Source organism: Mycobacterium sp. 236(2023) (genome assembly GCF_029623955.1).
GTDB lineage: Bacteria > Actinomycetota > Actinomycetes > Mycobacteriales > Mycobacteriaceae > Mycobacterium.
The window spans coordinates 346,806-361,723 of the sequence record NZ_JARSBP010000002.1 but is presented as its reverse complement, the minus strand read 5'-3'; the positions used below and the strand labels follow the sequence as shown (position 1 = coordinate 361,723).

General features: G+C 68.3%; 12 protein-coding genes. 2 read left to right on the top strand and 10 right to left on the bottom strand.

The window, feature by feature from the left end:
- Positions 1-77: 77 nt before the first annotated feature.
- From P9A17_RS04245 to P9A17_RS04200, 10 genes are all read right to left on the bottom strand, one after another.
- The gene (locus tag P9A17_RS04245) at positions 78-1,427 is read right to left on the bottom strand and encodes an aminotransferase class I/II-fold pyridoxal phosphate-dependent enzyme (RefSeq protein ID WP_278037354.1); all 1,350 of its coding nucleotides are present in this window, start codon (positions 1,425-1,427) and stop codon (positions 78-80) included.
- Positions 1,424-2,722, bottom strand: a complete 1,299-nt coding sequence (locus P9A17_RS04240) for an NtaA/DmoA family FMN-dependent monooxygenase (protein ID WP_278037353.1) — start codon at positions 2,720-2,722, stop codon at positions 1,424-1,426. The genes P9A17_RS04245 and P9A17_RS04240 overlap by 4 nt, the downstream gene beginning before the upstream one ends.
- Positions 2,719-4,077: an NtaA/DmoA family FMN-dependent monooxygenase gene (locus P9A17_RS04235; RefSeq protein WP_278037352.1), complete on the bottom strand. Its 1,359-nt coding sequence runs from the start codon at positions 4,075-4,077 to the stop codon at positions 2,719-2,721. The genes P9A17_RS04240 and P9A17_RS04235 overlap by 4 nt, the downstream gene beginning before the upstream one ends.
- A complete protein-coding gene (locus P9A17_RS04230; RefSeq protein ID WP_278037351.1) occupies positions 4,061-5,029 on the bottom strand; it encodes an LLM class flavin-dependent oxidoreductase in 969 nt (322 codons plus the stop codon). The genes P9A17_RS04235 and P9A17_RS04230 overlap by 17 nt, the downstream gene beginning before the upstream one ends.
- On the bottom strand, positions 5,013-6,686 hold the full coding sequence (locus P9A17_RS04225; protein ID WP_278037350.1) for an ABC transporter substrate-binding protein: 1,674 nt from the start codon (positions 6,684-6,686) through the stop codon (positions 5,013-5,015). The genes P9A17_RS04230 and P9A17_RS04225 overlap by 17 nt, the downstream gene beginning before the upstream one ends.
- 102 nt (positions 6,687-6,788) lie before the next feature.
- Positions 6,789-8,408, bottom strand: coding sequence for an ABC transporter ATP-binding protein (locus P9A17_RS04220; RefSeq protein ID WP_278037349.1), 1,620 nt, complete (start codon positions 8,406-8,408; stop codon positions 6,789-6,791).
- Complete coding sequence (locus P9A17_RS04215) at positions 8,405-9,265, bottom strand: ABC transporter permease (RefSeq protein WP_278037348.1); 861 nt, start codon at positions 9,263-9,265, stop codon at positions 8,405-8,407. The genes P9A17_RS04220 and P9A17_RS04215 overlap by 4 nt, the downstream gene beginning before the upstream one ends.
- Positions 9,266-10,303: an ABC transporter permease gene (locus P9A17_RS04210; RefSeq protein WP_278037347.1), complete on the bottom strand. Its 1,038-nt coding sequence runs from the start codon at positions 10,301-10,303 to the stop codon at positions 9,266-9,268.
- 17 nt (positions 10,304-10,320) lie between these two features.
- Entirely contained in the window at positions 10,321-11,703 is a 1,383-nt protein-coding gene (locus P9A17_RS04205; RefSeq protein WP_278037346.1) for an NtaA/DmoA family FMN-dependent monooxygenase, read from the bottom strand.
- Between the two features lie 8 nt (positions 11,704-11,711).
- Positions 11,712-12,554, bottom strand: a complete 843-nt coding sequence (locus tag P9A17_RS04200; protein WP_278037345.1) for a rhodanese-like domain-containing protein — start codon at positions 12,552-12,554, stop codon at positions 11,712-11,714.
- A 226-nt stretch (positions 12,555-12,780) separates the two neighbouring features.
- On the opposite strand from P9A17_RS04200, the gene P9A17_RS04195 reads away from it, so the two are divergent.
- On the top strand, positions 12,781-13,611 hold the full coding sequence (locus P9A17_RS04195) for a rhodanese-like domain-containing protein (protein ID WP_278037344.1): 831 nt from the start codon (positions 12,781-12,783) through the stop codon (positions 13,609-13,611).
- The gene (locus P9A17_RS04190) at positions 13,608-14,918 is read left to right on the top strand and encodes an MFS transporter (RefSeq protein WP_278037343.1); all 1,311 of its coding nucleotides are present in this window, start codon (positions 13,608-13,610) and stop codon (positions 14,916-14,918) included. The genes P9A17_RS04195 and P9A17_RS04190 overlap by 4 nt, the downstream gene beginning before the upstream one ends.

The window sequence follows — 14,918 nt, the reverse complement described above, 5'->3', positions numbered from 1 at the left end:
TCGGGCAATATGCCGCGTATCCACTTCCGTGACCCCGACGGCATCTCCCTGGAGTTCTTGACTCCTCGCGAAATACCTCAGTCGAAGTACTCGCGGTCTGCCGAGTTGACCGCCGACCGCACGGCCGCGGCCAGTTCGTCGACGCGGTCGCGGTCTTCGGGCAGCTGCAGGATCGAGAAACGCAGCAGTCCCTCGGCGGGATTGACGAACGACTTCGCTCCCGCGGCGGCGACGATGCCCTGCCGGGCGAGGTTGATCAAGGCCGACGTCTCGTCGGGCACCCGCACCCAGACGACGAAACCGTCAGGGCTCGCCGACGCCCGCAGGCCGACACCGGCGAAGGCGTCGAGCGCCGCGCGTCGGCGCAGCCGATACCGTGCGCGGGCCCGCGTCATCGTGTGCGCAGCTTCGGGGTCGTCGATCAGGTGCGCGAGCGCGTTCTGCAGGACCCGGCTGTTGGACGCCATGCCGAAGCTGCGCAGCCGGACGGTGCGCTCGATCAGTTCGGCGCTGCCACCGAGGACCGCGGTCCTCAGGTCGATGCCGAAAGCCTTGCAGTAGCTGCGGATTCGCAATACCCGGTCAGGAAGGTGCACTCCCAGCGACACCGGTTCGGCCGACGCGAGCGGTCCCGCACTGTCGTCTTCCACCACCCACGTGTCGGGCCCGATGACGTCGGCGAGTTCGCGAGCCCGCTCCACGCTCAGCGTCCCGCCCATCGCATAGGCCCCGCTGGGTTGCAGCACGAGCGCTGTGGCACCGCGGTTCAGTGCCGCCTCGACGGACGCGACGGTGGGACCGTGCGTGTCGGCCCGGATGCCGAACGCCTCGATGCCGAGTTGCCGGACGGTGTCGAGATAGCCGGGACTGACGGGCTCTTCGACACCGACCGGCCCGCCCGACGCCGCGGCCGCGGTCGCCAGCACGACGGCTTCGCTGCCGCCGCCGACGCAGTTCCACGCCGCCGCCTCGAACGGCCAGGTGTGTTCGACGCTGTGGCGCAGTCGCTCGCTGAGGTAGGCGCGTTCGGGGTTGTGTAGATCTGGGGTAGCGGCCAACGCCTCGACGAGCGCGGCGCCGAGGTCAGGTTGCAGTGCGGAATCCGGTGTCACCAAAGCCATCTCGATCTGGGGCCAGTCCACGTGCGCGTGCGACGGCTCCGGACGATTCGGATCGACGACGACTGTGCCGCCGCGGCGACGGGTGTGCAGTCGGCCCGAGTCGCGTACCCGACTCCAGGCGGTCATCACCGTGCCGGGACTGACACCGGCGGCACGCGCGAAGTCGCGAATCGTCGGCAGGTGGGATCCCGGGGCCAGCTCGCCTCCGTCGATGAGCCCAGTCAGTCCGTGGCCCAGGTCTTTTGACGACGTGGCTTGCAGGCGCTGCGCCAGCCACGCCGCGTCGACGTGGTCCGACGTCGTCACACTCGCTCCGGAAGTCCGAGGCGGTCACGCAGGTGGTGGTCGGTGGGTGGCTTCCACAGACCTCGCTCGGCCAACAGCGGCATCACCTCGTCGGCGAATTGGGCGATACCTGATCCGTAGCCGACCATGAAGCCGTCGGCGGCGCCTGCGAGGAACCACTTCTCCAACTCGTCGGCTACGGCCGACGGGCTCGCCGTGAGCGCGAAGTGCCCGTGTTCCAGCGCGATTCGCTCCAGCACTTCACGCAAGGTCACGCCGGGCTCTTGGGCCCACCGCAGGTAGATCAGCGCGCGGCTGCGCCGGCCGGCCGAGGCGTCGAGTTCGGCTTCGGTCGGCAGATGGGAGGCCGGGATCGGTTCGTCGAGCGGCAGGTCGACGAACTCGAAGCGGTCGGATTCCCGCAGCACCGCGCGCCGCGCCTTGTCGAGTAGATCGGGTGTGACGTGGGTGGACCGCACGCGTCTGGCGTCGGCGGCATCGGCGCCCAGGAATGCCCGGAAGCCGGGGACGATAAGGACGGCGTCGGGTGCGCGCCCCGCCGCGGCGACCTCGTCGGTCAGCCGCGTCCTGAACTCGATGGCCTCCTCGAGGTTCGGTACCGCGACGAACACGACGTCGGCGTTGCGTGCCGCGAACGCCACCCCCTCGGGCGACGACCCCGCCTGCACGAGTACCGGCCGCCTGACCGGGCCCGGCTTGTCGAGTGGCCCGGACACCGAGAAGTGCTCGCCCACATGGTCGATGGCGTGGATTCGCCCTACATCCACGTACCTGCCGGCGGTCTTGTCGTCGATGACCGCGGACTCCGGGAAGCTCTTCCACAGTGCGTCCACGACGTCGAGGAACTCCTGCGCGCGGGCATACCGGTGCGCCGGGGACGGCAGCCCGTCCAGCCCGAAGTTGGCTTCACCCGTGAACGACGTGACGATGTTCCACGCGACCCGCCCTCCGCTGAGGCGATCCAGCGACGCGAGCGAGCGGGCGACGTGGAACGGCGTGCCGAACGTCGTCGACGATGTGGTGATGAATCCGAGGTGCCGGGTGCGCGCGACCAGTGCCGCCGTCAGGGTCACCGGATCGAACGGCAGGCGGGGGCTCAGCTGACGAACCGGGTCGAAGCCGAGGAAGTCGGCGTAGAACAGGGCGTCGAAACCGGTGTCCTCGGCCCAGCCCGCATAGGCGGCGTGCTGGTCGAGATCGGCGATGTCCGAAGGAGTGACGGCAGGGTCGCGCCAGCGGGCGATCGGCCCGAAGGCATGCTCACCCGACGCAATCAGCCGCAGCCCCCGGGTCATCGACTCAACACACCTGCCCCGAGCCGGTGCGGCGCCAGCCCGTAGTGCTCACGCAGCGTGGTGCCCGCGTAGTCCTCGTGGAACACGCCACCTGCCTGCAGGAGTGGCACCACATGCTCGACGAAATCGGCGAGGACTCCGGGAGAGCTTGCGACGTGCAAGTTGAATCCGTCGGCCGCACCGGCGAGGTACCACCCGGTGATCGTGTCGGCCACCTGCTCGGGGGTCCCGATCACTGACACGTGCTGGGTTCCGTTGCGGCGTAACGCCAAGACCTGCCGGGCGGTGAGGTTGTCGCGCGCCGCCACGTCGAGCAGCGTGTCGAGTTCGCTGGCAGCGCTGCGGCTGATCTCGGACTTGGCGATCAGGTCGAACGGCAGCGCCTGGTCCATCCCGAACTCCGAGACCGGGATGCCGAGCTGGCGGGCGAAGAACGACAGCCGCGTGGCATCCGGCGTCGCTTCGGTGAGCTCGTGGTGCCTGCGCTGCGCCGCGGCTTCGGTGTCCCCGATCACGACGAAGAAGCCGGGCAGCAGCTTCATCGTGTCCGGATCGCGTCCCGCCGCGGCAGCCTTGCCACGCAACAGGTTCCGGTAGGCGATACCGTCGTCGATCTCGGTCTGATGGGTATACACCGCGTCCGCGGTGCGGGCAGCGAGTGCAATGCCACGCTCGGAAGCACCTGCCTGCACCAGCAGCGGCCGCCCCTGCCGAGACGGCGGCACGAGCGGCTCCCCCGCCACTTGGATGCGCTGCCCCGCGAACGCAGCGGGCCGGATCGCGCCGGGCCTCAGGTAGTCGCCGGTGGCCCTGTCCCCGGCGATCGGGTCGGGTTCCCACGCCTCCCACAACGCAACCACCGCGTCGAGGAACTCCTCGGCACGCGCGTACCGCTCGTCCTTCGGATCGGCTTGCGCCGCCGAGAAATTGCGGGCCGGGCGGTCACCGGCGGTGACGACATAGTTCCACGCCGCCCTGCCGTCACTGACCAGATCCAGCGATGCCACCTGGCGGGCCAGGTTGTACGGGTCGTTGTAGGACGTCGACGCGGTACCGATGAGCCCGACCCGTTCGGTGCGGGCGGCGATCGCGGTCAGCGCGATGAACGGCGTCATCGCCCGCCACGGATGGTGCCAGTACGCGTCGTCCCACGCGGGGGTGTCGGCCAGGAACACCGCCTGGAACTTTCCGCGCTCCGCGAGCTGGGCGGCCTCGATGTAGTGGTGGTGCGACACGAACCAGGACGGGTCGCGCTCGTCGAGCCGCCACGACCCCTTCGCTGTGCCACCGGGCAGCAGGTTGAGGTTGAGGATCAAGCCTGGGTCGTCGAGGGCACGGTCACGAGATCCGGGCATACTCGCGTGCCTCCTTGCGCAGAGGATCGAGCACTTCCGACACGGTCAGGCCCAGGCTGGCTTTCCATTGCGCCAGCGTGAGTTTGGCCGGTGCCACCTGCAGGAGTACCTCGTCGACGTGGTCGAGTTCAGGATCGTTTCGCAGCCGTTCGCGCACCAGTTCGGGGTCGCCGTACCACGGGACACCGTTGCCGTGTTTGACGTGCAGATCGATCGCCGCCTGCCCCGCCAACCGCCGTGCCTCCCCGACAGTGTCGGCGACGATGACGGTCCGGGACGCGGCGATCCGTTGCTGCGGACCGGCATTCGACCGGAACGCGTCGATGGCCTCGCTGTGGCGTTCCAGATTTCCCTCGAACGTGAGCGCTTTCGATGACCGCAGCAGCAGGTTGTCACCCACTCTGCCGATCTCCTCGGCATGGGCCGGGGCGCTGGCGACCCGCCACAACCGCTGCCTCAGTGCGCCCGCAGGCGGGTAGAGCCTGCGGCCGCCACCGAGGTCGTCGCCGTCGAGCACCGACCGCAGGTGTGCCACCTTGTCGGCGTAGACCCGCAGCCGGTCTTCCCAATCGACGCCGAACGGCCCGAACGCCCAATCCTCCAGTCCCGAGCCGAGTCCCAGCTGCAGGCGGCCACCGGCGAGGGCGTCGGCGATCACCGCATCCTCAGCCACCCGGATCGGATTCTCCAGCGTGATGACGACGACGCCCGCCCCGAGCTTGATCCGGCTCGTGCGCTGGCTCGCCGCGGCAAGGAACACCAGCGGGGAGGCGATGGTGCCTTTGTCGGAGCGGAAGTGATGCGACGTGACCCAGGCCGTCGACAGTCCGAGCTTCTCTGCGTGGACGATCAGGTCGATCCCGTCGTGGTACTGGCGGACGGGATCAGCCTGGGTGTCGTTGAGCCGGAAGAAGATCCCAAACTCGGGCAGGCCGTTACGTGGCCGAGTCATCGCCCAACCACGTGTCGTACGCCCAGAAGTTCACCATGCCGCGGGGCGCGTCGAGCCAGCGCTCGATCTCGTTGACCCGGCTGGTGGCCGCCGCGTTGTAGCGCTCCGTGTAGAGCGGCAGCGTAGTGACGTCGTCGATCAGGGCGAACTGGGCGACCTTGTCGTAGGCGGCCTTGCGGTCGGCATCGTCGAGCGCGGTGCGTCCGTCGGCCAGCCAGCCGTCGACCTGCGGGTCCTCCAGCTTGGGTCCGTTGATCGCACCGCCGGTCTCGTAGATCTTCTCCAGCACCACACCGATGTCCACGCCACCGACGGCGCGGGGGAACGCCTCATAGGTGTTGGTCTCGCGGACCACGTCCACGGTGCCCTCATCGCGGAACTGCAGATCGACCTCGACGCCTGCGTTGGTGCGCAGCTCGGCCTGGTAGGCCTCCAGCACGGTCGACAGCGGCGGTTTGGGTTCGGTGGCGATCAGGCGGATCGTCAGCCGCTGGCCCGCGGCGTTGGTGCGGTAGCCGTCGCTGTCGCGGCCGGTCCAGCCGGCCTCGTCGAGCAGCTGGTTGGCCAGTTCGACGTTGCCGCCGTAGGCGTTCTCGTACTTGGCGTCGTAGAACGGGCTCTGCGGACCCACGATGCTCCACGCACGGTCGGAGCTGCCCTGCAGGACGGTGTCGATGATCGGGTTCAGGTCGACGGCCTCGCGCAGCGCGCGCCGGACCCGCACGTCCTTGGTGTTGTCGCCGGTGACGTTGAAGTACAGCGACCACGGTGACACGTTGGACGGCTTCCACTCGAACTGGAAGCCCTCGACGCCGTCGAACTGGGCGATGTCGGCCGGGGCAACCTGGGCGATCGCGTCGATCTCGTTCGAGCTCAGCAGTCCCGCACGCACATTCGGCTCGGGGATCACCTTGACGACGAGCTCGTCGAGGTAGGCCGGGCCTTCGTGCTTGGCCAGAGCCGACGGCCAGTTGTAGTCCTCGTTGCGCTTGAACCGCAGTTCGGCGCCCTCGACCACCTCGGTCAGGACGAACGGGCCGGTGCCTGCGATGCCCACGCCGCCCGCGGCGACATCGGGGTTCTCCAACGACTTGGGCGAGATCTGACCGCCCTGCAGCGAGGCAAGTGTGTTGAGCCAGTTCGCAGTCGGCTCCGACAGCACCGTGCGGACCGTGTAGTCGTCGACGACCTCGGTCGACTTGAGCGTCTGGAAGGTGCTCTTGGCGGTCGAGGGGGCGTATTCCTTGTCGGTGATGATCTTGTCGAAGTTGGCCTTCACCGCGGCGGCGTTGAACGGCTCACCGTCGCTGAACTTCACCCCCTGCTTCAGGGTGAACGTGTACACCAGGCCGTCGGGTGAGCGGTCCCACTTCTCGGCCAGCCAGGGGTGGATGGACTCGTCGTAGTCGATGGCCACCAGGCTGTCGTAGACGTTGCGCAGCACCTGGATCTCGGTGCAGCAGCCACGCACATGAGGGTTCATTCCCTCTTCGGGGTAGTCGGCCTGGGCGACGGTCAGCACACCGCCGCGCACGGGTTCACCGTTGCCGCCGCCGCTCCCGGAGTCGCTGCCGCACGCGGTCAGCGCGAGCAACGCGCCCACCGCGAGGGCCACCCAGCGCAAGGCCAGGAAGAGGGGTCGTCTCCTACGGGTCATATCGTCGTTCCATTCGTGAAGGGGTCACACACCTTGTGTGACCAAAGGGCAAGGGGATGAACGGGAATGCTGCTCAGTGACAGCGACAGGAATCCGGACAGCTCACAGTGAAGGCACCGCCTTCAGCAGGGCCTGCGTGTACGGGTCACGCGGGGTGTCGAACACGTCGTCGGCGCTGCCTTCCTCGATCACGCGGCCGCGATGCATGACAAGCACACGGTCGGCGACGTGGTGGACCACGCCGATGTCGTGGGAGATGAACAGCAGAGCCGTGTTCCGGCCGGCGCGGATCTCCAGCAGCAGGTCGAGGATCTGGGCCTGGATGGACACGTCGAGAGCGGAAACCGCTTCGTCGCACACCAGTAGTTCGGGGTCGGAGCCGAGCGCCCGCGCGATGGACACCCGCTGGCGCTGCCCCCCGGACAACGAGCGGGGATGCCGGTCGATCACCGCGGTGGGAAGGTGTACGAGGTCGAGCAGTTCCCGAATCCGCGCATCCCGTTCGGTCTTGCCGCGATGCCCGAGAGCGACTGTCTCACCGATGATCTCGCGCACCGTGTAGCGAGGGTCGAAGGATCCGACCGAGTCCTGCGCGACGAGCTGGACCGCGCCGAGGCGTGCATCCGCGAGGTCGACATTCCCGGCGTCGGGAGCGAGCAACCCGGTGACGATCCGCGCCACCGTCGACTTGCCCGACCCTGACTCGCCCACCAACCCGACGATCTCGCCGCGGTGGATCGCGAAGGTCACGTCGTCGGCGGCAGTAAATTCCTGGCGCCGGCCCTGGCGGTAATACTTGCCGACCCCGACCACGTCAGCGACGACCTCGGTGACGATCGAAACTTGTTCGGGTGCAGCCTCGTCGGGTGCGCTGAGCCGGCGTCCCCGGGTATCGCGGCCGGGTACCGCCGCGACCAGCTTGCGAGTGTAGTCGTGTTGCGGCTGGTGGATCACGTCGGCGACGGACCCTCGTTCGACGACGCGGCCGTTGTGCATGACGAGCACGTCGTCGGCCACCCGGGACACCACCGCGAGGTCGTGACTGATGAGCAGCACTCCGCGGCCGTCATCGGCAAGTTGGCGCAGCAGCGCGAGAATGCGAGCCTGGACGGTGACGTCCAGCGCGGTCGTCGGTTCGTCGGCGATCAGTACGTCGGGCCTGCCCGCCAGCGCCGATGCGATCAACGCGCGCTGCCGCAGCCCACCCGAGAGTTGGTGCGGGTAATTGCGCCTGCGGTATGCAGGATCGGGAATGCCGACAGAGTCGAGGAGTTCCTCGATGGCCGGGACGCGCTGCTTGCGCGGCAGCCGCAATGCCTCGGCGACCTCGGCCTGCACGGTACGCAAGGGGTCGAGCGACGTCAGGGCGTCCTGCAGGACGAAACCGATCTGCGCGCCGCGGACCTTGCGCCACTCCTTGTCGCTGTAACCGCGGGCATCGGCACCGCCGACGTCGAGTGTGGTTGCCGTGACCTGACTTCCGTCACCGGCGAGGCCGACGAGCGTGCGGGCGGTCACCGACTTCCCCGAACCGGATTCGCCGACGATCGCCAGGACGCGTCCGCGCCGGATCGTGAAGTCGACATCGGACACCACCGCCAGCGGGTCACCGTCCTCACCGCGCACGCTGTCGAACGCCACGGTCAGTCCCTTGACGTCGACGAGGACGTCGCCGGTGCTCCCCTCCGGCGGGGCGGTCACTTCCGACACAGCACTGGTCACGGCTGGGCCCTCCGCTCGAATCGGCGCTGGAGGTTCCTGCCGACGATCGACACGCTCACCACAGTGATGGTGATGAACAGGCCGGGGAAGAACCCGACCCACCACGCGACGCGCAGGTCCTGGCGTGCGTCCGACAGCATCGAACCCCATTCGGGCAGTGGCGGTGTCGGACCGAAGCCGAGGAAGCTCAGGCCTGCCGCGCCGATGATTGCGGTGCCGATGCCGAGCGTCGCGAGGACGGGCACCGTGCCGAGGGCGTTGGGCAGGACGTGACGGACGGTGCGCCGCGCGGCGGATGCGATCGCGAGCCGAGACTGCGCCACGTAGTCGGATTCGCGCACCCGTAGCGTCTCCGCCCGTACCACGCGCCCGTAGCGCGGGGCCGACGCGATTGCGATGGCGGCGATGACGTTTCCCGTTCCCGGACCGGTCAGCGTGATGAGCATCAGCGCGAACAGCAGGTCGGGGAACGCGCCGACGGCGTCGAACACGCGGGAGATGGCTTCGTCGACGCGGCGATGCGAGACGCCGGCGATCAGCCCGAAGAACACCCCGATCACGACGCCGAGCACAGTGGAGGCGACGCCGATGAGGATCGAGTAGCGCGCACCGTGCACCACTCGCGACCACACGTCGCGGCCGAGATGGTCGGTGCCGAAGATGTGCTCGAAGCTGGGGGCGGCCAATGCATTCGACATGTCGCTGGCCAGCGGGTCACGGCCGGTGAATACGTCCGGGAACACGACGGCGAGTACCAGCAGCGCCAGGATCGCCCCGGCGATCAGCAGCCCGGTGCTGCGGAAGCCGGTCAGTCCCGAGGACAGGGAGCGGCCGGGGAACGCGAAAGTCGTTGCCATCTAACGCACCCGCAGTCTGGGGTCGATCCACAGGTACGCGATGTCGACGATCGTGTTGACCGCGACGTACAGCGCGACGGCCAGCAGCGTGATGCCCAGGACCGTCGGGACGTCCTGCCGCGTCACCGCGACGACGGTGGCCTGACCGATGCCGGGCCTGCCGAAGACCTGCTCGACGATGACGGTGCCGGTGAGCATTCCGCCCACCGACCAGCCGGCCAGTGTGGCCGCCGGAATCAGGGCATGCCGCAGGCCGTGCCGGATCTTGAGCTGCCACGGCGAGATGCCGCGAGCGAGAGCCGTGACGGCATAGGGCTGTTCGAGGGAGCGCTCGATACCCTCCCGCAGCACCTGGGACAGCACTGCCGCCAACGGCAGACCCAGTGTGAGGGCGGGCAGTATCAGGTTCTCCAGCTTGCTGCCGCCGACCACGGGGAGTAGTCCCAGCTGGAACGACAGCACGGTGATGAACACGATGCCCAGCCAGAACGTCGGGATCGAGGCGAAGGTCAGCTCGCCGAGATAGGTGATGCGGGTTCCGACGCCTTTCCTGCCCGCCGTCGTCACCGACACGACCAGCGCGACCACGACGGCGACCAGTGTCGCGGCGGCGGTGAGTTGGGCGCTGGCCACGAGCCGATGGCTGAATAGGATGTCGCTCACTGGAACTCGCTGCACATACGACATTCCGAAGTCGCCCTGCACCAGCCGGGTGAGGAAGTCGGTGTACTGCACGAACAGCGACTTGTCGAGACCCCACTGAGCTTCGATGGAGGCGCGGAGCTCAGGGGTGTCGAACTCCCCCATCAGCAGCGTCACCGGATCGCCGGGAGACAGGTGCACGGCGAGGAACGCCGCCGACGCCGCGAGCCACAGCACCACCGCAGCGGCGAGAAGCTTCTCAGCGATGTAGCGCGCCTGGAAGGCGGCACTCGACCAGCGACTGGTCCGGCGCGGCGGCGTGGTGCGCCCAGCATCCTGGGCCACCGCGGCGTCCGCACCGGGGAGGCTGGTGTGTGAAGTCTCGAGGACGGTCATAGACGATGCGCCGGCGATCAGCCGAACGCTGCCTCCCCCACTGAATGAAGGCTCTTACCGTTCGGGACGTAGTTGTCGAAGCCGTCGCCGGGCCGCTCCAGACCGAGGGTGTCGCGCAACGTCGTACCCGGGTACTCCGTGCGGAAGATGCCCTTGCGCTGCAGCAGCGGCACCACGTGATCGACGAATTCGGTCGCCACGTCCGGCAGTTGGGCGGACATGATGTTGAAGCCGTCGGAGGCGCCCGCCTGGACCCAGGTCTCGATCTGGTCGGCCACCTGCTCGGGAGACCCGATCGCGGTGACGTGGGTCAGGCCGCCACCCTGGCGGGCCAGGATCTGCCTGACCGTGAACTTCTCGCGGCGCGCGGTGCCGATCAGCGCGGCGAAATGTCCGCCGGACGCACCGAGTTCACCGTCGGCGGGGACCAGATCCCACGGCAGTTCCTTGTCGAGTTCCAGCGCTTCAACCGGTACACCGACCTGCAATGCCAGCGCGTTGATCGCGAAACGCTCGGTGTGCAGTTCGCGCAGCTCGATCTCACGGGCGCGCGCCTCGGCCTCGGTCGGCGCGACGAGCGTGATCAGTCCGGGCAGAACACGGATCGTATCGGGGTTACGACCCCAGCCCTTGGCGCTCTCGCGGACGGTGTTGCGGAACGCGATGGCCGACTCGATGGTCGGCTGCACGGTATAGACGGCGTCGGCGAACCGGGACGCCAGCCCGATGCCGTCAGGGGACGAACCTGCCTGCACAAGCACCGGATGCCCCTGCGGCGAACGCGGAAGCGGAAGCGGCCCAGAAGTGTTGACGTGCTCTCCGGCGTAGTCCACGGCGCGGATGCGGGCTTCATCGACATAGGTTCCGGTTTCGCGGTCGGCCACCCACGCATCGTCGGCCCAGCCGTCCCACAGCGCGACGACGGCTTCGACGAACTCATGAGCCCGCTGGTAGCGGGCATCGTGATCGAGCCCGTGCTCGCGACCGAAGTTTCGCGCGACGTCATCTCCGTTGGTGGCCACGATGTTCCACGCCGCCCGACCGTTACTGATGTGGTCGAGGGTCGAGATGCGCCGGGCCAGGTTGTAGGCCGAGTTGTACGAGCTGGAGCCCGTGGCGACCAGGCCGATGTGGCTGGTGTGCTGGGCGACGGCGGCGAACGCCAGCGTCGGATCGAGACCGCGGAATGGACGGTACTCGCCGCGGTAGCGCCACACCGGGGTGTCGGCGAGGAAGACAGCGTCGAACAGGCCGCGCTCGGCAATCTTGGCGACCTCGATGTAGTGCTCGAGGCTGCTGTACTGCTGGGCGTCTCCGCTGCCGGCACGCCAGGCTCCGGGGAACACTCCACCGGGAATCAAGTTGAGATTCAGCGTGATCGAGTCGTGGGGGAAGGTCATGGTTGTTCCTATCTCTCTACCGGGAAGCCGACGATGCTTCCCCATTCGGTCCATGAGCCGTCGTACACGCGCACGTTGTCGAAGCCGAGAACTTCCGACAGGGCGATCCAGCCGAGCGTGGAGCGGTGCGACAACCGGCAGTAGTTGACGATCAAAGCCGTTGATTCGCCGACCTTCTCGTCGACGAGGCGCTGCAGCTCCGCCCGCTCGCGTAGCCGACCATGCTCGTCGAGAAGGTCGCGGAAAAACAGGTGCTTGGCCCCTGGGATGCGCCCGTGGCGCTCGGCGCCGTGGTCGATCGGCGCGTTCGGGCCGCTGACCCGGGCACCGCTGTACTCCTCGGGGGTGCGGTAGTCGAGGAGCACGACGTCGTCGCGGCCCAGGAGTGCGCGGACGTCGTCGCGGCCGATCCGGAGCTTTTCGTGCGCCTCGGTGGGTTCGGGCACGGGCAGTGGCGACGTGGCGGCCGTGCGTTCGACGGCGACTCCGGTGGGCAGTCCTGCCGCTCGCCACGCGTCCAATCCACCGTCGAGGTAGGCGATGTCAGCGAAGCCGCGCACCCGCAGCGTCCACAGCACATAGGCGGCGAACTGGGTGGGGTCACCGGCAAGAACGATCTGGGATCCTTCGCCTGCACCCAGTGCGAACAACCGGGCCGAAAGTTCGTCGCCGGTGGCCAGCTCGCGCTCGAGCGGGTGCCACGCGAGGTCCTTCCAGAACACCGCCCTGGCTCCGGGAATCAGCGGTTGCTCCGGCGCCGAGGCGTACACCTCGATGACGGCCAGGGTGGGGTCGTCGAGGCGCGCGGCGAGGCTCTCGGCGGAGATCACGCTGTGGGTGATCAGACTCATTCCCGGTCCTTTTGTTACAAAGATATTTGATACAAAATGTGTTGTCTTGCAAGCACATTAAAAGCCCAGGACGGGGCCGTCCATAATTTCTCTTACCGCGAGAATAAGTACCGATACCCGCTCTCAGCTGCGGCTGGAGGGTTTGCGTCATGCGTAGTTTTTGTCGGACCGGTCGGCCGTCTGCAATGTTATGAAACATAATTCGTGACCGACGAGGGAGAAACACATGAGTGAGGCGGCACGCAGCGCCCACCTGATCGGGTCCGCGGAGTTGCAACTGTGGCTCACCGGGCGGCCTGAGACGGTCCTTCTCGATGTGCGCCATGTGATGCCTGCCGACCGTGCCGACCGCGCCGCCTACCTCGCGGGCCATCTGCCCGGTGCGCAGTTCGTCGATGTCGATGCCGATCTTGCCGGCACGGCAACGGGCCGCAACGGCAAGCGTCCGCTGCCCGGCGCGGCCGAGTTCGAGAAGACGGTGCGGCAGTGGGGTGTCGATGCCACCACGCCGGTCGTCGTCTACGGAGTCGCCCGCTCTCCCGCGCCGGCGCGGGCATGGTGGCTGCTGAAGTGGGCGGGCGTCGAGTCCGTCCGGCTGCTCGACGGTGGTCTTGAGAGCTGGCCCGGCGCACTGGAGACCGGCCGGGCGCGTGAGCGTCCCGAGTCCGAGTTCGTCATCCGGCCGGGCGGGCTGCCCGTCGTCGAGGTGGCCGACGTCCCGTCGTTCGCCGATCGCGGTCTGCTCCTCGACGCGCGTCCCGCGATCAAGTTCTCTCACCCCACCGATGCCGGTGCCGGCCACATTCCGGGGGCACGCAGCGCGCCTGTCGCCGACTTCTTCGACGCCGCAGGTTTTCTGCGTCCCGACGACGAGTTGCGCGGCCGTTTCTCCGCGCTCGGCGTCACTGCCGGCGCCGAGCCAGCCGCCTACTGCGGGACCGGGGTGGCCGCCGCCCTCGAGGTCTTTGTGCTCTCGGTCCTCGGCGTGCGGGCCCGTCTCTACGTCGGCTCGGCATCGGAGTGGGCGGCTGACCCGTCCCGCGTTCTCGTTCGGTGACCCCGCCGACGCAACGCACCGGCCGCCGCCTGCTGCTCGACCTGGCCCCCTTCCGGCACAGCCGCGCCTACGGCCGGCTCTGGCTCGGGACGGCGCTGGGCAGCATCGGCCAGGAGATGACCGTCGTCACGGTCTCTCTGCAGGTCTACGCCATCACGTCGTCGACGTTCGCGGTGGCGTTGATCGCTGGTATCGCGCTGGGGCCCATGATCGTTCTCGGCCTGTACGGCGGCACGCTGGCCGACCGGTTCGACCGTCGTTGGGTCGCGATGATCGCGTCGGTGATCTCCTGGGTGGCGATCATCGTGCTGACGGTGCACGCCATGGTCGGCGGCACATCGCTGTGGTTGTTGTACGCGGCGGCCACCGTCAACTCCGTGGCGGGCACGGTAGGCGGAATCACCAGGCGCGCCATCGTTCCGCGGTTGCTGCCCCGGGAACTCCTTCCCGCGGCGGGTGCGCTCAACGGCATCAACGTCGGATTGATGGCCACGCTGGGGCCGCTGTTCGCGGCCGCAGCCGTCGGCGCCGGTGGTTTCCAGACGGCGTTCCTGATCGATGCAATCCTGCACACCGCAGCGTTTCTCGGGGTGTGGGCGCTGCCCGCACTGCGTCCGCTGGACGAGTCGCGCGTCGCCGGGGTCCGCGCGCTGCGCGCGGTGCGCGAGGGCTTGAGTTACCTCCGGCGCGCCCGGAACATCCGTTTCGCGTTGACCATCGACCTGTTCGCCATGGCGCTCGCGCAACCGCGGGTGCTGTATCCGGCGCTGGGCGCGGTGACGCTGGGCGGCGGGGTCACGACGGTCGGTGTCCTGTCGGCGACGTTCGCGGCGGGCGCGATGTTGATCTCGTTGTTCTCCGGGTGGACGGGCGGGGTGCGGCGTCAAGGTGCCGCCATCGTCGTGGTGTCCTATATCTATGCGGCGTCGATCGCGGTGGCCGGAATCATCCTGTTGGTGGCGGTGATTCGGCCCGCCCATGACGGCACCAACACGGCGGCGATCGTCGCGCTGGCGATCACGCTCGCGATCGGTGGCGCCGCCGACGGCGTGTCGGCCATCTTCCGGGGTGCGATCCTGCAGGCCGCCGTGCCCGACGAACTGCGTGGCCGGGTGCAGAGCATCTTCTCGATCATCGTCGCCGGCGGTCCACGCGTCGGCGATGTCGTGACCGGTGCGGTCGCCAGCATGCTCGCGATCTGGAGTCCGCTCGTCGCCGGCGGGGTGGCAATGCTGCTGGCGATCTGGATCCTGGTCCGCCGCACGCCGTCGTTCCGCGAGTACGACAGAGACGACCCGAAGCCGTGA